Here is a 24796-nt window from a genome sequence, read left to right on the forward strand (position 1 = left end):
GACCCGAGGCCGGTGCATCGACGATGCACCGGCCTCGGGTCGTTCGGAAGGGTGGGCCTACCGCGCGCGGCGGGCGAGGCGCTCCGAGTCGGAGATGAGCACGCTCTTGCCCTCGAGCCGCAGCCAGCCGCGGTGGGCGAAGTCGGCGAGCGCCTTGTTCACGGTTTCGCGGGAGGCGCCGACGAGCTGTGCGATCTCCTCCTGGGTCAGGTCGTGCGTGACGCGCAGCGCGCCCGCCTCCTGGGTGCCGAACCGCTGCGCGAGCTGCAGCAGAGCCTTCGCGACGCGACCGGGCACGTCGGTGAAGATCAGGTCGGCCAGGTTGTTGTTGGTGCGGCGCAGGCGGCGCGCGAGCACGCGCAGCAGCTGCTCGGCGATCTCCGGGCGCTGATCGATCCAGGCCTTGAGCGCGTCGCGGTCCATGCTCACGGCGCGGACCTCGGTCACGGTCGTCGCGGTGGAGGTGCGCGGGCCCGGGTCGAAGATCGACAGCTCACCGAACATGTCGGACGGACCCATGATGGTCAGCAGGTTCTCGCGCCCATCCGGGGAACGGCGGCCGAGCTTCACCTTGCCGGAGACGATGATGTACAGGCGGTCGCCCGGCTCACCCTCGTTGAAGATGACATGTCCGCGGGGGAAATCGACCGGCTGAAGCTCTTTGACCAGCGCCGCAACCGCCGAGGGTTCGACTCCTTGGAAGATGCCTGCTCTGGCCAGGACGTCGTCCACGTGCGCTCCTTTGAGGGTAATTCTCGTCGTCATGCTGCCGGGTCCGCACGACGTCCACGGGCGCCCGGACAGGCCACCTGCAACGCGTACGGAATCGAAGTCTACTGTGCGCGCCCTCGGCACGAGTGATTGACACCACGACAACCGTCGTGCCGTTCCCGCGGCAGCGCCCACGCATTCTACCGATGCGTCCCGGAATCAGCTCGCGCGGAATCAGCTCGCGCGGCATCAGCTCGCGCGGCGCTCCCCTATGTCGGACTCCGCGTCGTCGAACTCCATGACGAGGACCCGCCGCCGGCGGCGGTGGAACCGGGCGAGAGCGTGGGGGAATCCCTCCCTGGCCAGGGTGGCGACGTCGTCGTGGCTCGCCTTGTCGAGGAACTCCTCGACCTCCTGCTGGCGAACGGACAGACGGCTCAGCCGGGACTCGACCCGCTCCATCGCCAATGCGAACAGCATGAGCAGGACGGGGAAGAGCACGACAGCAAGAGCTTGCATACCGGGAAGTAAACACAAGAAAGGTCTCAGATGCGACACAGCGCCGAATCCGCGACGGGCCGGGTACGTACAGTGGAGCAGGTGCATGCGACCCCGTCCGAGAGTCCCGACGTGCGCCGACGACGCGCGTCCGGAGGCGAGCGCCCACCCGAGAGTCGGCTCGCCCTCGTGCGCCGGGCGCGTCGCATGAACCGGCGGCTCGCCGAGGCGTTTCCCCACGTGTACTGCGAACTCGACTTCACCACGCCACTCGAGCTGGCGGTCGCCACGATCCTGTCCGCCCAGTGCACGGATGTGCGGGTCAACCAGGTGACCCCGGCACTGTTCGCCCGCTACCCGGATGCCCGCGCCTACGCCGAGGCCGACCGCGCCGAGCTCGAGGAGTACATCCGGTCCACCGGCTTCTACCGCAACAAGGCCAACTCCCTGATCGGGCTCGGCCAGGCCCTGCTCGAGCGGTTCGACGGCGAGGTGCCACGCCGGCTCGAGGATCTCGTCACACTTCCCGGATTCGGGCGCAAGACCGCCAACGTCGTCCTCGGCAACGCGTTCGGCGTTCCCGGCATCACCGTCGACACCCACTTCCAGCGCCTCGTGCACCGCTGGAAGTGGACCGGGGAAACCGACCCGGTCAAGATCGAACACGCCGTCGGTGCGCTCGTCGAACGCAAGGAATGGACCCTGCTCTCGCATCGGGTGATCTTCCACGGCCGGCGCGTGTGCCACGCCCGCAAACCCGCCTGCGGCATCTGCGTACTGGCCAAGGACTGCCCGTCCTACGGCATCGGACCGACCGACCCCGTGACCGCCGCCGCGCTGGTGAAGGGACCGGAGACCGAGCACCTGCTCGAACTGGCCGGACGGTGACCCGGTGCAACTGACCCGCGCAGGCCGCTGGAGCCTGGTGGCACTCGTCGTCGTGGTGGCGCTGATCGTCGCGATCTGGCCCCGCGACACCGACGATCCGGCACCGCCCGTCGACGGTGCCCGGCCGGCCGCGGCGCCGGTGGACCGCCGGGCCCAGGACACCCCCGAGGCCCTCGCGCCGCTGCGTGCCGCGGCGGCGCTCGAGGCCTGCCCGGCCCCGGCCGGGAACGGAGCGGGGCCGCTTGCGGGGCTGCGGTTCGAGTGTCTCGGCGACGGCAGCAGCGTCGACCTGGCGGCCGCGCTCGCGGGACGGCCCGCCCTGGTGAACCTGTGGGCGTGGTGGTGCGGGCCGTGCGCCGAAGAACTGCCCTACCTGCAGGAGTACGCGCAGCGTGCCGGGGATGCGGTCACGGTCGTCACCGTCCACACCGATCCCAACGAGGCCAACGCCCTGTCCCGGCTCGCGGAGTACGCCGTGCAGCTGCCGGGGGTGCAGGACGGGTCCGCGCGGGCGCAGGCCGCGGTGCAGTCGCCGCCGGTGCTGCCGGTGACGGTGCTGCTGCGGCCCGACGGTTCGGTCGCCAAGGTGCTGCCCCAGCCGTTCCGCAGCGCCGACGAGGTCGCCGCCGCCGTGGAGTACCACCTGGGAGTGAAGGTATGACGCCGTACTGGCTGCGCCACGTGTCCACCGTCCTGCCGAGCGATCCGCACCGGGTCAACCCCGTGCTCGACCGCCGGGCTCCGAGCGGGGTTCCCGTTCGTCCCGCGGCCGTGCTCGTACTGTTCGGCGGCTCGCCCGAACCCGATCCCCTGGCCCGGGGCGGACTGCCCGCCGACGCGGACGTCCTGCTCACCCAGCGGGCGCCGACGATGCGTCAGCACAGCGGACAGGTCGCGTTCCCCGGTGGTGCCGCCGACCCGGAGGACGACGGCCCGGTCGCGACCGCGCTGCGCGAGGCGCAGGAAGAGACAGGCCTCGACCCCGCGGGTGTCCGCCCGCTGACGGTGCTGCCGGAGATCTTCATCCCGCCGTCCGGGTTCGACGTCACCCCGGTGGTGGCCTTCTGGGAGAAGCCCACTCCCATCGGGGTGGTCGACCCCCGCGAGGCGGTCCGGGTGGTCCGGGTGTCCCTGCACGACCTGCTCGACCCGGACAATCGCTTCCAGATCCGGCACGAGCGCGGCTACCAGGGACCGGCGTTCCTGGTGGAGGACATGCTCGTGTGGGGATTCACCGCGGGGATCCTGGCAGGCCTGTTCGCGGTGTCGGGCTGGGAGATCGAGTGGGACCACAGCGACATCCGTGACTTCGACGTCACGCTCGCCGAGCTCGAGACAGGGGTGGTCGAACCGTGACGCCGTCCGGATGGATCGATCTGCTCATCCTGCTGGTCGTGCTCGTGGCCGCGTCGTCCGGCCTGCGGCAGGGCGCGGTGGCGTCCGCGCTGGCGTTCCTCGGCGTGGTGCTCGGCGCGGTCGCCGGCATCCTGATCGCCCCGCACGTGCTCGTGCACGTCGAGGAGGGACGGATGCGGATCCTCGCCGGGATCGCGCTCATCGTCGTCCTCGTCATCATCGGCGAGGTCGCGGGCATGGTGCTCGGCCGGGCGGCCCGGAGCAACATGCACAGCCCCGTCGCGCGGGGCGTCGACAGCGTGGTCGGGGCCGGCCTGCAGGCCGTGGCGGTGCTGGTGGCGGCATGGCTGCTCGCCATTCCGCTCACCGCCTCGTCCCAGCCGGAGATCTCCGCGGCCGTGCGCGGGTCCCGGGTGCTGAGCACGGTCGACGTGCTGGCCCCGGACTGGTTGCGCGGGGTCCCGAAGGAGTTCTCTGCGCTGCTCGACACCTCGGGCCTGCCGGACGTCATCGGCCCGTTCGGACGCACCCCGGTCGCCGAGGTGGAGCCACCGGACCCGAGTGTGCTCGCCAGTCCCGTCGCGCTCGACCTGCACCCGAGTGTGCTGCGCATCAACGGCATCGCGCCGACCTGCCAGCGCGCGCTCGAGGGCTCAGGGTTCGTCGTCGCGCCCGAACGCGTCATGACCAACGCCCACGTCGTCGCCGGCACGTCGGCAGTGTCGGTGCAGACGCTGGGCGGGGCGCTCGACGCCGAGGTCGTGCTGTTCGATCCCGCGGTCGACGTCGCGATCCTCTCGGTGCCGGGACTCGACGTGGCACCGCTCGAATTCGCCCCGGCCCCGGCCGACTCGGGGCAGGACGCCCTCGTCCTGGGCTATCCCGGCGGCGGCCCCTACACGGCGAGTGCCGCGCGCATCCGGGAGACGCTCGACCTGCAGGGACCGGACATCTACCGCTCGGGCACCGTCGAGCGAGAGGTGTACACCGTCCGCGGGTCCATCCGGCAGGGCAACTCCGGCGGTCCGCTCGTCGACGAGCAGGGCCGGGTCCTGGGTGTCGTGTTCGGGGCGGCCGTGGACAACAGCGATACCGGATTCGTGCTGACCGCGGCGGAGGTCAGCAGTCAGCTGGCACTGGCCGACGATTCGTTCGCAGCGGTGGCGACGGGGACCTGCATCGCCTGAATCCCGGGGCTCCTAGAGCCCGGCGGCGAAGTCGAGCAGCGCGGCGGTCACGTCGTCGGCACGCTCCTGATGGGCGTAGTGCCCGGCGTCGTCGATCATGAGCAACTTCCGGCCGGGAGCGTGACGGACGCACCGGCGCACGGTCGCCGGCACGACGTACGGGTCCCGCGCGCCGTGCAGTTGCAGGACCGGCAGCGTCAGCGTCTTGTCCATCGCCGCCATGAACCGTCGCCCGTCCGGCCGCCACTGGCTGCGGAAGGCCCAGCGCTGGTACTCGAGCGTGCAGTGTGCGGTGCCGGGAATGCGGATGGCCGAGCGCATCCGCTCGGCGACCTCCCGGAATTCGTCCGACTGCTGCCACCGTGCGCCCGCGCGGGCCCGCAGCAGTCGTTCGATCTCCCAGCCGTCGTCGCGCACGAGCTTGCGTTCGGGCCGCCACGGCACCTGGTAGGCGAGGAACGTGGGCAGCAGCGCCGCCCGCTGCGCCCGGTCGTGCAGCGTCGCGTCCCGCAGTGAGATCGGATGCGGCGAGTCCACGAGGGCGATCGCCCGGACGAGCCGCGGGTGCAGCACGGCCGTCGCCCAGCACACCAGCCCGCCGTCGGCGTGCCCGACCAGCGTCGCCTCCGAGCAGCCCAGGGCGCGGATGAGTCCTGCGACGTCGCCCGAGAGGGTCCAGCCGTCGTAGCCGCGCGGGGGCTTGTCGGAGTCGCCGTAGCCGCGCAGATCGACGGCGACGGCGCGGTAGCCGGCGTCCGCGAAGGCGGTGAGCTGGTGCCGCCACGACCACCACAGGTCGGCGAACCCGTGCAGGAACAGCGCCAGCGGTGCGTCGGGGCCGGACGGGCCGGCTTCGACGGCGTGCAGACGGATGCCGTTGGCGTGGATGTCGCGGTGCGTCCACGGCCCGGGGAACCGGACCGTGGACGGGTCGGGGAGGGACACGGTGCCCTGCACGTGGAGGGTCAGCGCGCGTGCCGGGGGCCCGCTGCCGGCTCCGCGTCGTGTTGCTGCGGCAGGACGGTACGAGCCTGCCTGAGCGAGTCGATGGTCTTCTCCGGGGCGCGCAGTTTGCGCACCCGCAGGTACCCGATCAGGGCGAAGATCGCCGTGACCACGACCATGATGAGGAAGACGATCAGGAACGCCAGCCAGCGGGGCGTCCAGATGTCGATCAGTTCGGCGAGGAAGAAGAAGAAGAAGAACGAACTGAACACCAGGACCGCGAAGGCCAGGATGAAGAACAGACTGCCCTGCAGGCCCTTCTTCACCTCGCCGGTGACCTCGGCCTTGGCGAGTTCGACCTCGGCGCGGAACAGCGTCGAGACCTGTGCTGTGGCGTCGCGGACCAGGTCCCCGATGCTCGCTTCCTGAGGAGTGCGGGCGCGCACCTCGGTCAGCGGAATGGACGAGATGCTCGTCGGTACCCCGTCACCCTGCTTCCGGTTCCCGTTCGTCACGCTCACTTGTCGACCCCTCCAGTTGATTCGTATTGCCTACGGTGGGCTCGCCCACGCCGTAACAGTAGCGTCGATCCCAGCAGCGAGGCGATCAGTGACGTGACGAGGACCGACGCCTTCGCGATCTCCGCGGGCGCCCCGCCGTCGATTCCGGCGAGCGAGAGGTCGGCGATGAGCAGGCTCACGGTGAATCCGATGCCGCCGAGTACGGCGAGGGCCAGCAGGTCCGGCCATGCCAGCCCGGCGGGCCTGGTGGCCACGCCTGTCCGGATCGCGAGCCAGGATGCGCCGAAGATGCCGACCGTCTTGCCGATCAGCAGGCCCAGCAGAACGGACAGGCCCACCGGACTGGTGAACACATCGGCGAGGACCTCGCCGTCGATGGGAACGCCGGAGGCGAACAGCGCGAACAGCGGCACACACAGGCCGGCGGACCAGGGTTGGAGGTCGTGGGCGAGCCGCTCGGCCGGTGCCCGCCGCTCACCCGGGTCGGCGCGGACGCGGGTGAGCAGACCCAGCACGACGCCCGCGATGGTGGCGTGGATGCCGGCCTCGTGCATGCCGTACCAGGTGAGCAGCGCGAGCGGGACGTACAGCCACGGGGTTGTGATCCGCCGGTGCTGGGCGTACCAGTAGGCGGCGGCGCACGCGACGGTCCCGAGCAGCCACAGCGCCGCGATGGACGTGGTGAACAGGACGGCAATCAGTGCGATGCCGATGAGATCGTCGACGACGGCGAGGCTGAGCAGGAAGACACGCGCGCCGGTGGGGATGCGGGAACCGGTGAGGGCGAGAACTCCGAGGGCGAAGGCGATGTCGGTGGCGACGGGGATCGCCCAGCCGCGGTCCATGCCCGGCGTGCCCCACCCGACGGTGGCGGCGATGAGTGCCGGCAGCAGCACGCCGCCGCAGGCCGCGATGACCGGCAGCAGGGCCTTCTTGCGGTCTGCAAGTTCACCGATCACGAGTTCGCGTTTGAGTTCGAGTCCGGCGACGAAGAAGAACACGGCGAGCAGGCCGTCCTGTGCCCAGGTGCCTACGGTGAGATGCAGGTGCAGCGCCTCCGGCCCGACGGTGAAGTCGCGCAGCCTCTCGTAGGCGGGTCCGAGCGGGGAGTTGACCCACAGGACGGCGACGGCGGCGGCGACGAGGAGGATCGCGCCACCGACGGTCTCGGTGCGTAGATACCGAGTGAGTTCCGAGCGCAGTGGCTGATTCACGAAGGCCTTTCGATCGACGAATCCGCGGGGCGATGGGGCTGCCGCCGACCAGGATTCCCAGCGCACCCAGCGACGAATCGTATCCCCGTCCGTCCGGTCGGCGGATGTCCGATTTGATTCGTTCCGGAAAGGAGGTGTTCACTTTCCTAGAAGCTGGGATCGTTTCCCATCATGTGAATCTCTGGAGCTGGTTTCGTGAGCACTTCCCTCGACAACACCGCCGACCGAGACGGATCGCTGGTCGCGGGAGTACCGCGCAGCCGCATCATCGTCGCGAGCACCGTCGGCACCTCGATCGAGTTCTACGACTTCTACATCTATGCGACCGCCGCCGTCTCGGTGTTCCCGCACCTGTTCTTCCCGAAGGGCAACGGCACCACCGCTCTGCTCGCCTCGCTCGCGACGTTCGGTCTCGCGTTCGTCGCCCGTCCGGTCGGCTCGATCCTGTTCGGTCACTTCGGCGATCGCATCGGCCGCAAAGCCACCCTCGTCGGTTCGCTGCTGACCATGGGCGTCGCGACCTTCCTCATCGGAATCCTGCCCACGTACCACCAGGTGGGTCTGCTGGCCCCGGCGCTGCTCGCACTCATGCGCTTCTGTCAGGGCCTCGGCCTCGGGGGCGAATGGAGCGGCGCGGCACTGCTGGCCACCGAAACCGCCGAGAAGGGCAAGCGGGCGTGGGCCGCCATGTGGCCACAGCTGGGCGCGCCGATCGGATTCTTCCTGGCCAACGGCCTGTTCCTGATCATCACCCTGTTCCTGAACCACAACAACGCCGAGCCCGACCTGGACAGCGCGTTCCTGACGTGGGGCTGGCGGATCCCGTTCCTGCTCAGCGCGGTGATGGTGATCATCGGCCTCTACGTGCGGCTCAAGCTGGAGGAGACGCCGGTGTTCGCCCGCGCCGTCGCCGAGGGCAAGAAGGTCAAGACCCCGCTGGCCGAGGTTTTCCGGACCAGCTGGCGTCAGCTGATCATCGGCACATTCGTGATGCTCGCGACGTACACCCTCTTCTACATCATGACGACCTGGGTGCTCAGCCACGGCACCGGGAAGACCCCCGCGCAAGGCGGTACCGGCGCCGGGTTCCAGTACTCGGACTTCCTGGTGCTGCAGCTGGTCGCGGTGCTGTTCTTCGCGGCCGCCATTCCGGTGTCCGGCCGGCTCGCCGACCGTTACGGTCGCCGCATCACCCTGCTCGTCGTCACCGGGATCATCATGGCGTTCGGCCTGACCTTCGGGATCCTGCTCGACCCGGAGGGCATGGGCGAACCGCGCATGCTGCTGTTCCTCGTCCTCGGCATGATCCTGATGGGCTTCACCTTCGGTCCCATGAGCGCCGTGCTGCCCGAGCTGTTCCCCACCAACGTGCGCTACACCGGGTCGGGCATCGCCTACAACGTGTCGAGCATCCTCGGCGCCGCCGTCGCCCCGTTCATCGCGACGTGGCTCGCCACGACCTACGGGGTCGGCTGGGTGGGTGTGTATCTCCTGGCCGCGGCCGCACTCACCTTCGTCGCGCTGCTCGTGATGCACGAGACCAAGGATCGCCGGCTGGACGAGGTGTAGGCCGCTCCGCGGCCGGTGTGCCCTTTGGGCTGTTGGGGCCGCCCAAAGGGCACACCGGCAGCTTCGCTGCCTACTTGCTCTGGGAACGGATGGCTTCGAAGACCTTCGGGTCCACGAGGGTGGAGGTGTCGCCGAGTTCGCGGCCCTCGGCGACGTCGCGCAGCAGGCGGCGCATGATCTTGCCGGAACGGGTCTTGGGCAGTTCCGGCACGACGGAGATCTGCCGGGGCTTGGCGATCGGGGAGATCTCGGTGGAGACCTGGTTGCGCAGTTCCGCGATCAGCGCATCGCCGGTGTTCTCCACGCCCTCGCGCAGGATGACGAACGCGACGATGCCCTGGCCGGTGGTCTCGTCGGCGGCACCGACGACGGCGGCCTCGGCGACGGCCGGGTGCCCGACGAGGGCGGACTCGACCTCGGAGGTCGAGATGCGGTGCCCGGAGACGTTCATGACGTCGTCGACGCGGCCGAGGACCCACAGGGCGCCGTCCTCGTCGTAGCGGGCGCCGTCACCGGCGAAGTACCAGCCCTCCTCGGCGTACCGGGACCAGTAGGTGTCCTTGTACCGGTCCATGTCGCCCCAGATGCCGCGCAACATCGACGGCCACGGCTGATCGAGCACCAGGTAGCCGTTGCCGCCGGCCCCGAGCGGGGCCGCGTTGTCGTCGACGATCTTGGCGGAGATGCCCGGCAGCGGCGCCATCGCCGAGCCCGGCTTGGTGGCGGTGATGCCCGGCAGCGGGGAGATCATGATCGCGCCGGTCTCGGTCTGCCACCAGGTGTCCACGATGGGGGCCTTGCCCGAGCCGATGACCTCCCGGAACCAGCGCCACGCCTCCGGGTTGATCGGCTCGCCCACCGAACCCAGCAGGCGGATCGAGGACAGGTCGTGCGCGTCGGGGATCTGCCGGCCCCACTTCATGAAGGTGCGGATCAGGGTGGGGGCGGTGTAGTAGATGCTCACCCCGTACTTTTCGATGATCTCGAAGTGCCGGTGCTCGTTCGGCGAGTTCGGGGTGCCCTCGTAGACCACCTGGGTCGCGCCGTTGGACAGCGGGCCGTACACGATGTAGCTGTGCCCGGTGACCCAGCCGATGTCGGCGGTGCACCAGTACACGTCGCGGCCCGGCTTGTGGTCGAACACGTAGTGGTGGGTGTACGAGGCCTGCGTCAGGTAGCCACCAGAGGTGTGGACGATGCCCTTGGGCTTACCGGTGGTGCCCGAGGTGTAGAGGATGAACAGGGGATGTTCGGCGTCGAACGGCTGGGCCTCGTGCTCGGCGGAGGCCTTGTCCACCGTCTCGTGCCACCACAGGTCGCGTCCGTCGGTCCAGTCGACGTCGATGCCGGTGCGCTTGACCACCAGCACGTGCTGCACCGACGCGGCCTCGGCGAGGGCCTCGTCGGCGGCCGGCTTGAGCGGGGCGGCCTGGCCACGGCGCCACTGTCCGTCGACGGTGACCACCAGCTTGGCGCGGGCGTCGTCGATGCGCGAGCGCAGCGCGTGCGAGGAGAAACCGCCGAAGACCACCGAGTGGGTCAGGCCCAGGCGCGCGCAGGCGAGCATCGTCACGATCGCCTCGGGGATCATCGGCATGTAGATCGCCACCCGGTCGCCGGCGACCAGGCCCAGGTCGGTGAAGGTGTTCGCCGCCTTGGACACCTCGGCGAGCAGGTCGTTGTAGGTCAGCGCCCGCGAATCGCCGGGCTCGCCCTCGAAGTGGATGGCGACCCGGTCGCCGTTGCCGGCGAGCACGTGCCGGTCGACGCAGTTGTAGGCGACGTTGAGTTGCCCGCCGACGAACCACTTGGCCACCGGCGCGTCGGACCAGTCCAGCACCTCGGTCCACGGCGTGGCCCAGTCCAGCCGCTGCGCCTGCGTCGCCCAGAACCCGAGCCGGTCGGCGTCCGCGGCGGCCTGCAACTCGGGACCGGCGTTGGCGGTGGCGACGAACTCGGGGCTCGGTGGGTACACCTGCTGTTCGTGGTCCTGCGCTGCGCTCGTCATGGTTGCGGGGCCTCTTTCCGGTCGGTCCAAACAGTTCGGGCACCTGTGAGGGTAGTCACCTGTGACCGACATCGCACCGTTGCATACGGCTGCAACCTGCTCACTTTCGACGATCGGTCGGTCCCGCGCGACGGGCGGTCGGCCTCCGCGTCCAGCGGAACCGGCGCCCGGGCAGTCGGCACCGGCCGGTACCGTCGGATGCCGTGACCGACCCCTTGCAGCCCCTGCTCGACCTGCCCGGAGTGCGCGCCGCCGCGGACCGCGCGCGCGACGCCCTCGCCGAGGTGCACCGGCACAAGACCAACCGGCGCGGCTGGCCGAACACCGCCGCCGAGGCGTCGGTCCGGGCCGCCCGGGCCTCGGCCGCGCTCGACGGTGGATCCATGGAGCTGCCCACGCCGGGGGAGGCGGGTGAGCCGATTCTGACGGGCGCACTGCGAGTGGCGCAGGCGCTCGACGGCGACGGCCTGGCCGTCATGGTGTCCACCTGGCAGCGCGCGCCCTTGCAGACCCTCGCACGTCTGCATCTGCTCGCGGCGGCCGACCTCGTCGACGATCCGGAGGTGCTGGGCCGGCCCCGCCCGGAGCCGGGCGTGGGGGAGCGGCTCGACGCCCTCGCGCAGTTGGTGACCGGTGGTACCCGGGCACCCGCCCCGGTGCTGGCCGCGGTGGTGCACGGCGAGCTGGCGGTGCTGCGTCCCTTCGGAGTGGCCGACGGCGTGATCGCCCGGTCGGCGTCGCGCCTCGTGTCGGTCGCGAGTGGGCTGGACGTGCACAATCTGGGCGTGCCCGAGGTGAGCTGGATGCGTCGCGCCCAGGCCTACCGCGACGGGCTCGCGGGTTTCGAGTCGGGCACCGCGGTCGGCGTCGGCGGCTGGGTCGTCTTCTGCTGCGGCGGGCTGGAAGCGGGCGCGCGGGAGGCGACATCGATCGCGGACGCCTTCGCCGGCGGCTAGTCCGAGCGGTGCGGCTGGTCCGAGCGGTGCGGCTGGTTAGAGCAGTGAATCAGGCTGCCCGACATCGTTTTCGGGCCATGTCGTCACATGTAAGCGGGCGACGTCGCCGAATGACTTCGGTGGCGTCGCCCGCCAGCACGGACTGCCGAGTTACCAAGCGTGCTGCATGGGTTGTGTGTCACTGGCCTCGGCGAGGGTTCGGATATCGCTGGTTCGTCCTCGCAACGGGTGCGGGGTGCTCGCCGTCGAAGACCCGAATCTCGCAAGCCCACAACGCTTTTGCCCTTATAGTGGCATCGGCTCCGCGTGGGTGCTCGGTGTCCGTGCTGGGAAGTCCGGTCGGGAGATCGAACCTTCTCTTCCGATTCGCTCTTGGCCTTCCGTCCTTCCGTAACTCCTTTCTACTCCCGGTCTCACAGGGGGGCAAGTCCCATTTTCGGGACCGTCACCCCCGGGGCGTGAACCCGCGCCGGTGCCTCCGGCGCAACGCCAGGTACGCCGCGGCGCCCGCGGCCGCCGCGCCCGCGGTGATCGCGGCCGTCGCGGCGACCACGGCCGGCGACGTCGTGGTGAATCGGTGCAGGAGCGGGACGGGACGGATGAAAGTGAGTATGGGCCAATCATTTTCGACTGCTTCGCGGCGCAGTACCCGATCCGGGTTCACCGCCCGCGGATGACCCACGGCCCGCAACATCGGGATGTCCGTCGACGAGTCCGAGTACGCGTAGCAGCGTGCGAGATCGTACCCGTACTGCAGCGCCAGCGCCTGGATTGCCTCCGCCTTGGCCTCCCCGTAGCAGTAGAACTCCAGCTCCCCGGCGTAGCGGCCGTCCTCGATCCGCATCCGGCTCGCGGTGCTGTGCGTCGCCCCGAGCGCCGTCGCGATGGGGGTGACCACCTCCTCCCCGGACGCGGACACGATGATCACGTCGTGTCCCCGGAGCCGGTGGTCCGCGATGAGATCGGCCGCCTCGGCGAAGACCAGCGGGTCCACGATGTCGTGCAGTGTCTCGGCGACGATCGCCTTGATCTGCTCGACATCCCAGCCGGTACACATCGCCGCGATGTGGGCACGCATGCGCTCCACCTGATCGTGGTCGGCGCCGGACAGCATGAACAGGAACTGGGCGTAGCTGCTCTTGAGCACCGCCCGCCGGTTGAGGAGCCCCTGGGCGAAGAACGGCTTGCTGAAGGCGAGCGCGCTGGACTTCGCGATGACGGTCTTGTCGAGATCGAAGAAGGCGGCGATTCGGCCGGACGGGGTCGGGTCCACGGTCGCGTCGGTCACGGCACCACAATAGGTGTGGCTGCATCTTCCCGGTACGTCCCGTGATCCGGCCCGTCGTCGGGCGCCTCCACCTGCGTGGAACACGCGACGGTTGAACTTGCAAATATCGGGTCCCGGCGTAGTATCGACCTCACCTGGACATAGTCCAGGGGGTGTTCAGCCCGACCCCCCGGGGCTGAACATGACGACCCTCGCCTCCTCCCCCCCTGGCGAGGGTCGTCCTCTGTTCCGGGACCTTTCGAAGCCCGGCGTGTTCATCCACAGGCGGCGCATTCATCCACAGATTCGCCGATTCGCCCCGCCTCGGCTTCCGGCACCCTCGTTCGGCGCGCAAGCTGGGCGCCATGAACGACGTCCTGGCCCTCGTCGACGATCCCGCCCTGACGGCGAGCCTGCACCGCGTGGCGGCCGCCACCGACCGCACCGTCGGCGCGGCGGCGATGCCACCGCCGCGCAGAACCTGGCTCGACGCGGGACTCGTCGTGGTCGACCGAACCGCAGCCCTGCTCTGCGCGCAGCAGCTTCCCCGTCGAGGCGGCATCGTCCTGGTCACTGCCGGCGGGGCCGACCTCCCCGACTGGCAGGCCGCCACCGCCGTCGGGGCCGAACACGTCGTCGGCCTGCCCGACGACGAAGTCGAACTGCTCACGGTGCTCGGCACCGCCGCCGAACCCGACACCGGGGGTGGGCACGTCGTCGCCGTACTCGGCGGCTGCGGCGGCGCCGGCGCCTCCACGTTCGCGGCCGCCCTGGCATGGACCGTCGCCGCCTTCCGGCACAGTGCGGGAGCACTTCTCGTCGACGGTGATCCCCTGGGCGGAGGGTTGGACGTCCTCACGGGAATCGAGGAGCGGCCGGGTGTCCGCTGGTCCGGCCTGGCCGTCGATCGCGGCCGGCTCTCCGCCCGGTCGCTGCGGGATGCGGTGCCCGAATGGCTTCCGGGACTCGGCGTGCTCTCCGCAGATCGCGAGTCCACGTCCGAGCCGGCCCCCGCCGCCGTCACCGCGGTGCTCGACACCGTCCGCCGCTCGGGCGACCTGGTGGTGTGCGACGTGCCGCGCAGCCGCGGGCCGGCCGCCGAGGCGATGGTGGCGGCCGCCGACCTGGCCGTGCTGGTGGTCCCCGCCCGTGTGCGTGCCGCCCTCGCCGCGGGGCGGGTCGCCGGCTGGGTCGCCGACCAGAACACGAACCAGGGCATCGTCGTGCGCGGCCCGGCCCCCGGCGGACTGCGTGGCCGGGACGTCGCCGAGGTGGTGGGGCTGCCGCTGATCGCCACGATGCGCGCGCAGCCCGGCCTCGCCGCGGCACTCGAACGCGGTGGACTGCGGCTCGGACGTCGTTCGCCCCTGGTCCACGCCGCCGAGTCGGTCCTCGACGTGCTGGCCGGTCCCGAGCCGGGATCGCGGTGGGCAGCATGAGCGCCGTCCTCACTGCCGAGCTGCTCGACCGGGTCCGTGAACGTCTCGCGACGGAGGCCGGCGAGCCCACGCCGGACCGTGTCGCCGCTGCGCTGCGTGCCGAATCCGGCGGGGTTCTCGGCGATTTCGATCTGCTCACGGCACTGCGGCATCTGCAGACCGAGCTGTCCGGCGCCGGCCCGCTCGAAGCGCTGCTTGCCGAACCCGGCGTCACCGACGTACTCGTCACCGCCCCCGACCGCGTCTGGGTCGACCGCGGCGGCGGGCTGCGGCTCACCTCCGTCGCCTTTCCCGACGAGGCGTCGGTGCGGCGACTGGCCCAGCGCCTCGCGCTGTTCGCCGGGCGGCGGCTCGACGACGCCCAACCGTGGGTCGATGGCCGGCTGCCCGGGCACGGCGATTTCGGTGTCCGCCTGCATGCCGTCCTCGCGCCCGTCGCACAGGGTGGCACGTGTCTGTCGCTGCGGGTGCTGCGGCCCGCCACCCAGGGACTCGACGCGCTGCGCGATCGCGGCGCCGTCGACCCGCACGCCTACGTGTTGTTGCGCCGGATCGTCGCCGCCCGGCTCGCCTTCCTCGTCGTCGGGGGCACGGGTGCGGGCAAGACCACCCTGCTCGCGGCGCTGCTCGGCACCGTGGATCCGGGTGAGCGGATCGTGTGCGTCGAGGACGCGGCGGAACTGGCGCCCGCCCATCCCCACGTCGTGCGGCTCGTCGCGCGAGCCGCCAACGTCGAGGGCGTCGGGGAGGTCGCGGTGCGCGATCTCGTCCGGCAGGCGCTGCGAATGCGGCCCGACCGCATCGTCGTCGGCGAGGTGCGCGGCGCCGAGGTCGTCGATCTGCTCACCGCGCTGAACACCGGTCACGACGGGGGTGCAGGCACCGTGCACGCCAATTCTCCGGACGAGGTGCCGGCGCGGCTCGAAGCCCTCGCCGCGCTCGGCGGTCTGGACCGCGCCGCCCTGCACAGTCAGCTCGTCGCAGCGGTGCAGGTAGTCCTGCACGTGCACCGCACCCCCGACGGAACCCGTCGGCTGACGGAGATCGGTGTCGTGCAGCGCGACGAGGTCTCGGGTGTCGTCGTCGCACCCGCGTGGACCCACGAGCGCGGCACGCAGGCCGGCATGGACCGGCTCGAACAGCTCTTCCGGCGACGGGAGGCGCCGTGACCGCGACCGCCCTGTGCCTGGCCGCGGCCCTGCTGGTCGCACCGGCGACGGTCGCCGCGCCGCGACTGCGGTCGCTGCGCACGACAGTCGTCGCCGGACGGCCGTGGCGACCGCCGCAGGAGGTGACGGCAGTGCTGTGCGTCCTCCCGGTGTTGCTGCTCGGCGTCGCACCCGCCGTCGCGGCGGCGGTCGTCGCCGGCACCACCGTGCGCCGGGTGCGGCGACGCCGACGGGACCGCGCCCGTGACGCCGAACAGCGGGCCCTGCTCGCCGGTCTCGAAACCGTCGTCGCCGAGCTGGAGGTGGGCACCCATCCGGCCGAGGCGTGTGCGACGGCGGCACGGGAGACGACCGGGCCCACCGCCGATGCCTTCCGTGTCGCGGCGGCGCGGGCCCGGCTCGGCGGAAGCGCAGCCGACGGCCTGCGCGCGGTAGCCCGCGCGACGGACCCGTCGGGGATCGCCGCGTCGCTCGATCGGGTCGCCGGGGCCTGGGAGGTGTCCGACCGGTACGGGCTGGCGCTGGCGCAACTCCTCGCGGCCGCACGGGCGGATCTGTCCGGTCGTATGCGCCTGCGCTCCCGTACCGAAGCGGGACTGGCGGGGGCCCGCGCGACGGCGGCGGTGCTCGCGGCTCTGCCGGCGCTCGGTGTGGCGCTCGGGCAGATGATGGGGGCGTCGCCGGTGTCGGTGCTGCTCGGCGACGGTCTCGGCGGGGTGTTGCTGGTGGTGGGCACCGCACTGGGGTGCGCCGGACTGCTGTGGACCGACCGGATCGCGAGGGGGGTGGCATCGTGACCGTAGCGCTGGTCTGCCTGGCCGCGGCGCTCGTGATCCTGCCGGACCTGCGGACGCGACGGTGCCGGACTGCCGGGGCCGCGGCCTCCGGGGAAGCCACCGGAACCGGCGGCGCCCCGGACGACCCGCACGCCGTGCCGGCCGCATTCGACCTGATGGCCGCCTGCCTGCGCGCCGGCCTTCCGACGGCGACCGCGGCACGGGCGGTGGCCGACTCGGCACCGCCCGCGCTCGCCCTGGCCCTGCGGCGGGGCGCCGACCGTCTCGAGCTCGGGGCCGCGCCGTCGGAGGCGTGGAGCGGTCTCGGGGAGGCGACGGCCGACGGATCCGACGACGAGACGGAGGCGCTGGAGGCCTTCGCCCGCGCCGCGCGGCGATCGGCACGATCCGGTGCCCCGCTGTCGGGCATCGTCGCCGAGGTGGCGGAGCGGCAGCGCGAACGAGCGGAGGACCGGGCGGCTGCAGCCGTCGAGCGTGCCGGGGTTCTGGTCAGCGGCCCACTCGGACTGTGCTTCCTGCCGGCGTTCGTGTGCCTGGGCATCGTGCCCGTCGTGATCGGGCTCGCGGGACGCGTGCTCGGTGAGGGGCTGTTGTGAGACGTCGGCGCGGACGGTCCGCGCCGGAGGAGGGGAGGAACCATGGTAGGCAACGCAATTCGTACGGTCGTGCAACGGCTGAGCGGTGCCGTCGCGGCGGAGGACGGGATGTCCACCGCGGAGTACGCGATCGGTACGATCGCGGCGGCGGCGTTCGGGGCCGTGCTCTACACGGTCGTCACCGGCGACAACATCGTCACTGCGCTCACCGGCATTGTCGAGCGCGCACTGAACACGGCGGTGTGAGCGGGGACGACGGTGGGGTGACCGTCGAGGCGGCGATCGCCCTCACCGCGCTGGTGAGCGTCCTCGTGCTGTGTCTCGGTGCGGTGCTGTGTATTTCGAGTCAGCTCCGATGCCAGGACGCCGCACGGGAAGCCGCCCGGCTCGCGGCCCGTGGCGACGGGACGCGGGCGGTGGAGGTGGCGGCGCGGATCGCCCCGGAGGGCGCACGGATCTCCGTGCGCCCCGACGGCGACCTCGTCGTGGCGACGGTGACAGCGGACGGTCCGCTGCTGCCGGCGGTGACGCTCACCGCGGAGGCCGTGGCTGCGTTCGAACCGGAAGTGGCGCAGTGACGTTCCGGGACGATCGGGGTAGCGCGAGCGTGGTGGCGTGTTTCGTTGCGGCCGCGCTGATCGCGGTCACCGGACTGCTCGTGCAGATCGGCGCGGGGGTCGCGACGCGGCATCGGGCGCAGGGGGCGGCCGACCTGGCGGCCCTCGCGGTGGCCGGTGCACTCGACCGCGGATCGGGCACCGCCTGCTCGGAAGCGAACCGGATCGCGGCGCGGATGCGGGTGCAGGTGCGTTCGTGCACCGTCGACGGCTGGGACGCGGTCGTCGAGGTCGAGGCCGCGGTGGCGCTGCCGGGTGGGCGGCAGGCCCGCGCGATCGCGCGGGCGGGGCCTGTCGAGTGAGCGCCGGTCAGGAGAGGGCGTCGAGCACCGCGCCGAGCAGAGCGACCGCCCCGGCCTTGTCGAGCGGGTCGTTGCCGTTGCCGCATTTGGGGGAGTACACGCACGACGGGCAGCCGGCGGCGCACTCGCAGGCCGTCACGGCCGCGCGGGTCGCCCCGAGCCATTCGGCGATGCGCGCGTAACCGCGGTCGGCGAAGCCCGCGCCGCCGGGATGCCCGTCGTAGACGAAGACGGTGGGCAGCCCGGTGTCCGGGTGCACCGCCGTGGACACCCCGCCGATGTCCCAGCGGTCGCACGTCGCCACCAACGGCAGCAGCCCGATCGCGGCATGCTCGGCGGCGTGCAGCGCGCCGGGTACCCGTTCCGGTCCGATTCCGCACCGGTCGAGCAGTTCGGGGGTGACGGTGTACATCACTGCGCGCGTCGGCAGGCACTGGGACGGCATATCGAGTTCGGTGCTGTCGAGAACCTCGCCGGACGGCAGTCGCCGCAGGTAGGAGACCACCTGATGGGTCACTTCCACCTCGACGAGGCCCACAGTCACCGGACCGAGCGAGCGCTGCTCCGTCACGGCGGTCACGACGATGTCGGTGATCTCCCGCGCGGAGGTGGACCATTCGGGCTCCTCGGCGTGCACGAGCGCGATCCCGTCGTCGAGGTGCAACTCGTCGACGACGAACGACTCGCCGCGGTGCAGGTACACCGCGCCCGGATGCACGGTCGCCGGTGCCCGGCCGCCGTCGACGGTGCCGAGCATCCGTCCGGTGTCGGATTCGACGATGGCGATCTGGGTGCCGATGCCGCCGCGGATGTCGATGTCGGAGTGCGGACGGGTGTCGGGGGTGACGAACCAGCCGTGCGGGCGCCGCCGGATCGCGCCCTGGGCGGCCAGGGCAGCGAGGACGTCGGCCGCGCCGAACTCCTCGACCTCGGCGTCGCTGAGGGGCAGCTCGAGCGCAGCGCACAGCAGTTGCGGGCCGAGCACGTACGGGTTGGTGGGGTCGGTGACCGTCGCCTCGACGGGCTTGTCGAGCAGCGCCGCCGGATGGTGCACGAGGTAGGTGTCGAGTGGATCGTCGCGGGCGACGAGCACGACCAGCGATCCCGCGCCGCGGCGGCCGGCCCGGCCGGCCTGCTGCCAGAACGACGCGACGGTGCCCGGGAATCCGGCGACGACGACGGCGTCGAGGCCGGCGATGTCCATACCGAGTTCCAGGGCGTTGGTGCTGGCGGCACCGAGCAGACGGCCGTCCGCCAGAGCAGCCTCGAGCTCGCGCCGCTCCTCGGCGAGGTAGCCGGCGCGGTACGCGGCGACACGATCGACGAGTTCGGGGGCGGCCTCGGCGAGCAGCCGCTGTGCGCCGAGCGCAGTGAACTCGGCGCCGCGCCGGGACCGTACGAAGGCGAGGGTGCGGGCACCTTCGACGACGAGGTCGGCGAGGATGCGCGCGGCCTCGGTTCCGGCGGCGCGGCGCACCGGGGCGCCGTTCTCGCCGGTCACCTGCTCGAGCAGTGGCGGTTCCCACAGCGCGACGGTGCGCGGGCCGTGCGGGGAGCCGTCCTCGGTCACCTCCCGGCAGGGCGCGCCGACGAGCCGGGACGCCGCGGCGCCGGGGTCGGCGGTCGTCGCGGAGGCGAGGACGAAGACCGGTCGGGCACCGTAGCGTGCGGCGATCCGTCGCAGCCGGCGCAGCACCAGGGCCACGTTGGAGCCGAAGACGCCGCGGTAGGAGTGGCACTCGTCGACCACGACGTAGCGCAGTCGGCGGAAGAACCGGGACCAGCGGGCGTGCCCGGGCAGCATCGACATGTGCAGCATGTCGGGGTTGGTGAAGATCCACCGCGAGTGGCTGCGCGCCCACTGCCGCAGTTCGGTGGAGGTGTCACCGTCGTAGGCACACGCGTGCACCCGACCGAGTTCGGGCTCGGCGGCGGTCACGTCGGTGACGGCGCGCAACTGGTCTGCACAGAGCGCTTTCGTGGGGGAGAGGTACAGCGCGGTGGCGTGCGGGTCCTCGACGAGTGCGGTGAGCACGGGCAACTGGTAGGCGAGGGACTTGCCCGACGCGGTGCCGGTGGAGACGACGACGTGCTCCCCGCCGGCGGCGACGTCGGCGGCCGCCCTCTGGTGGCTCCACGGCAGGGGCACACCCGTCGCGCGCAGGGCCCGGACGACGGCGTCGGACGCCCAGTCCGGCCAGTCGGTGTGCCGGACCTCGCGGGCGGGCAGCTCCGCGCTGTGGGTGAGGGGGTGCTCCGAGGCCGGGGTGCCCTCGAGAACTCGTTCGAGCAGTTCGTGGCCGAAGCTCGTCGGCCCGTCGCCGACGGGACGGCGGTGCGGCGAGCTGGTCACACTGGGTACTCCGGAGGATGCGGTCGGGATGGGAAACCAGCGTAGTCGGCCGTCGTTCCCGGCGTTCGGTCGGTGTGCGACCCGCGCGCGGGTTAACATCGACGTAACCGTACCGACGAGTAATCGTACCGTCGGTATGTACAAGATCAAATTTTCGGGCGAATTGTGCGCCCTCCTACTGTTGTCGGCGCCCCGAACGTGGTTCACTGACATCGGTCGCAGCTTCTGTGTTCGGTGACTTGAGAAAGTGCACGGCTCGCAGGATCGATGGTTGCGAGCGCGGTGCTTTGCTCTTCCTGTGGGGGGATCAAGAAGTACAGCGGTCGGAACCGGCCCGGCGGCTCGCTCGCCCGCGAACCGCCGCATCCGGTGTTAGAAAGAGAAGGAAAAGCATGGCACAGGGCACTGTGAAGTGGTTCAACGCGGAGAAGGGCTTCGGCTTCATCGCTCCCGAGGACGGCTCCGCCGACGTTTTCGTCCACTACTCGGAGATCCAGGGCAGCGGCTTCCGCACCCTGGAGGAGAACCAGCGCGTGGAGTTCGAGGTCGGCCAGGGCACCAAGGGCCCGCAGGCCACCGGCGTTCGCGCGCTCTGATCGTCGACGCTCCTGCCGGAGCCTGACGTGACTCGGTCCGCAAGGACCGAAGCCTCGATCGTCCCCCGTCACCCTCGGTGATGGGGGACGATCTGTTTCTGCGGGAGGCAGCGAAGGAAGGACGGGGGAGTGAGTCAACTGTCGTTCTTCGGGGCCGAGGTGATGCCGCCGGACCCGGCCGACCTCGGTGGTCTGCTGGCCGCGCACGGACACGCGGTGGTCTCCGGTGACGGCGCGCGGATCTCCGTGGTCGTGGACGAGCCGTGGCGGGCGGACGCGATCGCGGAGCTCATGACGCAGGCCGCGCTGTCCCCGGAGGTCACCCGCACGGACGAGGGACATCCGCTGGTGCGCACCGCAGCCCTGCCGGAACTCGTCCCGGTCGCGGCCGAATGGACGCGGGGCGCGGTGAAGGCGGTGCCGGCGGGATGGGTGCCGGGCTCGCGAGCCCTGCGGGCGTGGGTGCTCGCGGCCGGTCGCGTCGAGGTCGAGGGCGAACGCTACGTCCTGGGGCTGGATCCGCACGCCCCGGACACCCACGCGGTGCTGGCCCAGTCGCTGATGCGTGCCGGGATCGCGCCGACGCTGATCGGCGCCCGCGGCGCCGGACCGGGCCTGCGGGTGTCCGGGCGTCGGCGATTGACGCGTCTCGTCGAGAACATCGGGGCACCCCCGGACGACGCCCGCGCGCGGCAGATCTGGCCGCGCGTGCAGTAGGGGCCGCATCACGCGTGACGGGCCTTCCGTTGCAGGTGTGCGACCCTGTGTATGGCCGCGTCCGGGGAACGGGTCGGTATACATGTCTTCAGAGAAGCGGGACATGTCAGCGAACAGGGAAGGTGCGGCAGCGCTGTGGCAGCACGGGACAACAGCACGTCGAACGGCTCGTCGGGCACGCGTCGGCTCGTCATCGTCGAGTCCCCGACCAAGGCGAAGAAGATCGCGCCCTACCTGGGCCGTGACTACGTCGTCGAGGCGTCCGTCGGACACATCCGCGACCTGCCACGCGGGGCCGCCGATGTGCCGGCCAAGTACAAGGGCGAGTCGTGGGCCCGCCTCGGTGTGAACGTCGACCACGGTTTCGAGCCGCTGTACGTCGTCAGTCCCGAGAAGAAGTCCAAGGTCACCGAGCTGAAGGGGCTGCTGAAGGACGCGGACGAGCTGTACCTCGCGACCGACCCCGACCGGGAGGGCGAGGCCATCGCCTGGCACCTGCTCGAGACGCTCAAGCCGAAGGTCCCGGTCCGCCGGATGGTCTTCCACGAGATCACCGAGCCGGCCATCCGGGCCGCCGCAGAACACACCCGCGACCTCGACAACAACCTGGTCGACGCGCAGGAGACCCGCCGGATCCTCGACCGCCTCTACGGCTACGAGGTCAGCCCGGTGCTGTGGAAGAAGGTCATGCCGCGGCTGTCGGCGGGCCGCGTGCAGTCCGTCGCCACCCGGGTCATCGTCCAGCGCGAACGTGAGCGCATGGCCTTCCGGTCCGCGACGTACTGGGACATCGCCGCCACCCTCGACGCCGGCGCCGACGCGAGCCCCCGATCGTTCGGGGCACGGCTCGTCGGTGTCGACGGCGCCCGCGTCGCCGCCGGCCGCGATTTCGGCGCCGACGGCCGGCTCAAGTCCACCGGCGTCGTCGTGCTCGACGAGGCGTACGCGCGACGACTCGCCGACGCTCTGCACGGCGTGGACCTGACGGTGACGTCGGTCGAGAGCAAGCCGTACACCCGCAAGCCGTACGCACCGTTCATGACGTCGACGCTGCAGCAGGAGGCGGGCCGCAAGCTGCGGTTCTCGTCCGAGCGCACGATGCGCATCGCCCAGCGCCTGTACGAGAACGGCTACATCACGTACATGCGTACCGACTCGACGACCCTGTCCGAGAGCGCGATCGCCGCCGCCCGGGCCCAGGCCACCGAGTTGTACGGCGCGGAGTACGTGCACGCCACCCCGCGGCAGTTCACCCGCAAGGTCAAGAACGCGCAGGAGGCCCACGAGGCGATCCGTCCGGCCGGTGACGTGTTCGCCACGCCCGGCGAACTGCACTCGCGTCTCGACACCGACGAGTACCGCCTCTACGAACTCATCTGGCAGCGCACCGTCGCCTCCCAGATGGCCGACGCGCGGGGCACGACCCTGACACTGCGCATCACCGGCACCGCCGCGAGCGGCGAGGAATGCACGTTCTCGTCGTCCGGTCGCACCATCACCTTCCCCGGCTTCCTGAGGGCGTACGTCGAGAGCGTCGACGAAGAGGCCGGCGGCCAGTCCGACGACGCCGAATCCCGGCTGCCGAACCTGTCCGAGGGACAGCGCGTCACCGCGACGAAGCTCGACCCGGACGGTCACTCGACCAACCCGCCGGCTCGCTACACCGAGGCCAGCCTGATCAAGGCTCTCGAGGACCTCGGCATCGGCCGGCCGTCGACGTACGCGTCGATCATCAAGACCATCCTCGACCGCGGCTACGTCTACAAGCGGGGCAGCGCCCTGGTCCCGTCGTGGGTGGCGTTCGCGGTCATCGGGCTGCTCGAGGCGCATTTCGGACGCCTCGTCGACTACGGCTTCACCGCCGCCATGGAGGACGACCTCGACGAGATCGCGGGTGGTCACGAGCAGCGCACGGACTGGCTGTCGAGCTTCTACTTCGGTGGCGCCCACGGAGCCGAGAACTCGGTGGCGCGCGAGGGTGGCCTGAAGAAGATGGTGGGCGAGAACCTCGAAGACATCGACGCCCGCGAGATCAACTCCATCCGGCTGTTCGACGACGCCGAGGGCCGGGAGATCCACGTGCGCGTGGGCCGGTTCGGCCCGTACCTCGAGCGGATGGTTGCCGATCCCGACGCTCCCGACGGGGAACCGATCTCCCAGCGTGCGAACCTGCCCGACGACCTGCCGCCGGACGAGCTGACGCTCGAGTACGCGGAGAAGCTGTTCTCGACCCCGCAGGAGGGCCGGGTCCTCGGCGTCGACCCGGCCACCGGCAACGAGATCGTCGCGCGGGAGGGCCGCTTCGGTCCGTATGTGACCGAGTTGCTGCGTGAGCCGGAGCCGGAGCCCGAACCCGACATCACGCCGATCCCGGTCGAGGCGGCGCCCTCGGCGGGCGGCACCACCACCGTGGCGAAGAAGGCTGCGAAGAAGGCACCGGCGAAGAAGGCCACCAAGAAGGCGGCCGGTCCCAAGCCGCGGACGGCGTCGCTGCTCAAATCGATGGAACTGTCGACGGTGACGCTCGAGGACGCACTGCGACTGCTGTCGTTGCCGCGGGTCGTCGGGGTCGATCCTGCGACGGGTGAGGAGATCACCGCCCAGAACGGTCGCTACGGGCCGTACCTGAAGAAGGGCACCGACTCGCGGTCGCTGGCGAACGAGGAGCAGATGTTCACGGTCACCCTCGAGGAGGCGCTGAAGATCTACTCCGAGCCGAAACGACGCGGTCGGCAGGCCGCCGCCACGCCGCCGCTGCGGGAACTGGGCACCGACCCGGTCAGCGACAAGCCGATGGTGATCAAGGACGGCCGCTTCGGCCCGTACGTCACGGACGGCGAGACCAACGCCAGCCTCCGCAAGGGCGACGAGGTCGACACCATCACCGACGAGCGTGCCTCCGAGCTGCTCGCGGATCGACGTGCCCGTGGTCCGGCGAAGAAGACCGCCAAGAAGACCGCTGCGAAGAAGGCTCCCGCGAAGAAGACGGCGGCCAAGAAGACCGTCGCCAAGAAGACGACTGCGAAGAAGACGACTGCGAAGAAGACCGCCGCGCAGAAGGAGTGACCTTCCGGGTACGGCGTCCTATCC

Annotated in this window: 24 protein-coding genes; 16 read left to right on the top strand and 8 right to left on the bottom strand. The window is 71.1% G+C overall.

The window, feature by feature from the left end; all coding sequences use genetic code 11:
* Positions 1 to 57: 57 nt before the first annotated feature.
* Complete coding sequence (locus LZP97_RS23525; RefSeq protein WP_003935274.1) at positions 58 to 732, bottom strand: Crp/Fnr family transcriptional regulator; 675 nt, start codon at positions 730 to 732, stop codon at positions 58 to 60.
* A gap of 228 nt (positions 733 to 960) precedes the next feature.
* Complete coding sequence (locus tag LZP97_RS23530) at positions 961 to 1230, bottom strand: hypothetical protein (RefSeq protein ID WP_026137871.1); 270 nt, start codon at positions 1228 to 1230, stop codon at positions 961 to 963.
* A gap of 72 nt (positions 1231 to 1302) precedes the next feature.
* On the opposite strand from LZP97_RS23530, the gene nth reads away from it, so the two are divergent.
* From nth to LZP97_RS23550, 4 genes are read left to right on the top strand one after another with little or no spacing between them, the layout of a single operon-like run.
* Positions 1303 to 2097 (top strand): endonuclease III, encoded by a 795-nt coding sequence (nth, locus tag LZP97_RS23535; RefSeq protein WP_026137872.1) that lies wholly within the window; start codon positions 1303 to 1305, stop codon positions 2095 to 2097.
* 37 nt (positions 2098 to 2134) lie between these two features.
* Complete coding sequence (locus tag LZP97_RS23540; protein WP_010595014.1) at positions 2135 to 2758, top strand: TlpA family protein disulfide reductase; 624 nt, start codon at positions 2135 to 2137, stop codon at positions 2756 to 2758.
* Positions 2755 to 3453 (top strand): NUDIX hydrolase, encoded by a 699-nt coding sequence (locus LZP97_RS23545; protein ID WP_017681220.1) that lies wholly within the window; start codon positions 2755 to 2757, stop codon positions 3451 to 3453. The genes LZP97_RS23540 and LZP97_RS23545 overlap by 4 nt, the downstream gene beginning before the upstream one ends.
* Positions 3450 to 4640, top strand: coding sequence for a MarP family serine protease (locus LZP97_RS23550; protein WP_010595016.1), 1191 nt, complete (start codon positions 3450 to 3452; stop codon positions 4638 to 4640). Before LZP97_RS23545 ends, LZP97_RS23550 begins: the two co-directional genes overlap by 4 nt.
* Positions 4641 to 4652: 12 nt before the next feature.
* On the opposite strand, the gene LZP97_RS23555 is transcribed toward LZP97_RS23550, so the two are convergent.
* Genes LZP97_RS23555 through nhaA form a run of 3 tightly spaced genes read right to left on the bottom strand, consistent with a single transcriptional unit; the run spans position 4653 to position 7320 of the window.
* Positions 4653 to 5585, bottom strand: a complete 933-nt coding sequence (locus LZP97_RS23555) for an alpha/beta fold hydrolase (RefSeq protein WP_026137873.1) — start codon at positions 5583 to 5585, stop codon at positions 4653 to 4655.
* Between the two features lie 20 nt (positions 5586 to 5605).
* Complete coding sequence (locus LZP97_RS23560) at positions 5606 to 6106, bottom strand: phage holin family protein (protein ID WP_003935267.1); 501 nt, start codon at positions 6104 to 6106, stop codon at positions 5606 to 5608.
* On the bottom strand, positions 6103 to 7320 hold the full coding sequence (gene nhaA, locus LZP97_RS23565) for a Na+/H+ antiporter NhaA (protein WP_010595018.1): 1218 nt from the start codon (positions 7318 to 7320) through the stop codon (positions 6103 to 6105). Before nhaA ends, LZP97_RS23560 begins: the two co-directional genes overlap by 4 nt.
* A 195-nt stretch (positions 7321 to 7515) precedes the next feature.
* Between nhaA and LZP97_RS23570 the strand changes: the two genes are divergently transcribed.
* On the top strand, positions 7516 to 8889 hold the full coding sequence (locus LZP97_RS23570) for an MFS transporter (RefSeq protein WP_048774219.1): 1374 nt from the start codon (positions 7516 to 7518) through the stop codon (positions 8887 to 8889).
* Positions 8890 to 8959: 70 nt separating this feature from the next.
* Here LZP97_RS23570 and acs read toward each other — a convergent pair whose 3' ends face one another.
* A complete protein-coding gene (acs, locus tag LZP97_RS23575) occupies positions 8960 to 10897 on the bottom strand; it encodes an acetate--CoA ligase (RefSeq protein ID WP_010595020.1) in 1938 nt (645 codons plus the stop codon).
* A gap of 203 nt (positions 10898 to 11100) precedes the next feature.
* Here acs and LZP97_RS23580 point away from each other — a divergent pair, with 203 nt between their 5' ends.
* Positions 11101 to 11853, top strand: coding sequence for a hypothetical protein (locus LZP97_RS23580; RefSeq protein ID WP_048774217.1), 753 nt, complete (start codon positions 11101 to 11103; stop codon positions 11851 to 11853).
* 445 nt (positions 11854 to 12298) lie between these two features.
* Here the strand turns inward: LZP97_RS23580 and LZP97_RS23585 are convergent, their stop codons facing one another.
* Entirely contained in the window at positions 12299 to 13141 is an 843-nt protein-coding gene (locus LZP97_RS23585) for an HAD-IB family hydrolase (RefSeq protein ID WP_010595022.1), read from the bottom strand.
* Positions 13142 to 13485: 344 nt separating this feature from the next.
* Here LZP97_RS23585 and ssd point away from each other — a divergent pair, with 344 nt between their 5' ends.
* The 7 genes from ssd to LZP97_RS23620 are packed head-to-tail and all read left to right on the top strand — an operon-like array spanning position 13486 to position 18040.
* The gene (gene ssd, locus LZP97_RS23590) at positions 13486 to 14559 is read left to right on the top strand and encodes a septum site-determining protein Ssd (protein WP_017681222.1); all 1074 of its coding nucleotides are present in this window, start codon (positions 13486 to 13488) and stop codon (positions 14557 to 14559) included.
* Positions 14556 to 15728: a TadA family conjugal transfer-associated ATPase gene (locus LZP97_RS23595; protein ID WP_010595025.1), complete on the top strand. Its 1173-nt coding sequence runs from the start codon at positions 14556 to 14558 to the stop codon at positions 15726 to 15728. Before ssd ends, LZP97_RS23595 begins: the two co-directional genes overlap by 4 nt.
* Entirely contained in the window at positions 15725 to 16525 is an 801-nt protein-coding gene (locus LZP97_RS23600; protein ID WP_010595026.1) for a type II secretion system F family protein, read from the top strand. The genes LZP97_RS23595 and LZP97_RS23600 overlap by 4 nt, the downstream gene beginning before the upstream one ends.
* Positions 16489 to 17121 carry a type II secretion system F family protein gene (locus LZP97_RS23605; protein WP_010595027.1) on the top strand — a complete coding sequence of 211 codons (633 nt, stop codon included), beginning with the start codon at positions 16489 to 16491 and terminating at the stop codon, positions 17119 to 17121. Before LZP97_RS23600 ends, LZP97_RS23605 begins: the two co-directional genes overlap by 37 nt.
* Before the next feature lie 42 nt (positions 17122 to 17163).
* A complete protein-coding gene (locus tag LZP97_RS23610; protein ID WP_048774216.1) occupies positions 17164 to 17367 on the top strand; it encodes a DUF4244 domain-containing protein in 204 nt (67 codons plus the stop codon).
* Between the two features lie 17 nt (positions 17368 to 17384).
* Complete coding sequence (locus tag LZP97_RS23615; protein ID WP_017681224.1) at positions 17385 to 17699, top strand: TadE family type IV pilus minor pilin; 315 nt, start codon at positions 17385 to 17387, stop codon at positions 17697 to 17699.
* Positions 17696 to 18040 (top strand): Rv3654c family TadE-like protein, encoded by a 345-nt coding sequence (locus tag LZP97_RS23620; protein ID WP_010595030.1) that lies wholly within the window; start codon positions 17696 to 17698, stop codon positions 18038 to 18040. The genes LZP97_RS23615 and LZP97_RS23620 overlap by 4 nt, the downstream gene beginning before the upstream one ends.
* Positions 18041 to 18047: 7 nt before the next feature.
* On the opposite strand, the gene LZP97_RS23625 is transcribed toward LZP97_RS23620, so the two are convergent.
* The gene (locus tag LZP97_RS23625; protein ID WP_048774214.1) at positions 18048 to 20393 is read right to left on the bottom strand and encodes a DEAD/DEAH box helicase; all 2346 of its coding nucleotides are present in this window, start codon (positions 20391 to 20393) and stop codon (positions 18048 to 18050) included.
* Positions 20394 to 20785: 392 nt separating this feature from the next.
* On the opposite strand from LZP97_RS23625, the gene LZP97_RS23630 reads away from it, so the two are divergent.
* From LZP97_RS23630 to topA, 3 genes are all read left to right on the top strand, one after another.
* Positions 20786 to 20989, top strand: coding sequence for a cold-shock protein (locus tag LZP97_RS23630; RefSeq protein WP_003935252.1), 204 nt, complete (start codon positions 20786 to 20788; stop codon positions 20987 to 20989).
* Between the two features lie 129 nt (positions 20990 to 21118).
* A complete protein-coding gene (locus tag LZP97_RS23635) occupies positions 21119 to 21706 on the top strand; it encodes a hypothetical protein (protein WP_040273695.1) in 588 nt (195 codons plus the stop codon).
* Positions 21707 to 21841: 135 nt separating this feature from the next.
* Positions 21842 to 24772 carry a type I DNA topoisomerase gene (topA, locus tag LZP97_RS23640; RefSeq protein ID WP_010595034.1) on the top strand — a complete coding sequence of 977 codons (2931 nt, stop codon included), beginning with the start codon at positions 21842 to 21844 and terminating at the stop codon, positions 24770 to 24772.
* The last annotated feature ends 24 nt before the right edge of the window (positions 24773 to 24796 follow it).

This window comes from Rhodococcus sp. DMF-1 (genome assembly GCF_021441945.1).
In the GTDB taxonomy this organism is placed as follows: Bacteria; Actinomycetota; Actinomycetes; order Mycobacteriales; family Mycobacteriaceae; genus Rhodococcus; species Rhodococcus ruber.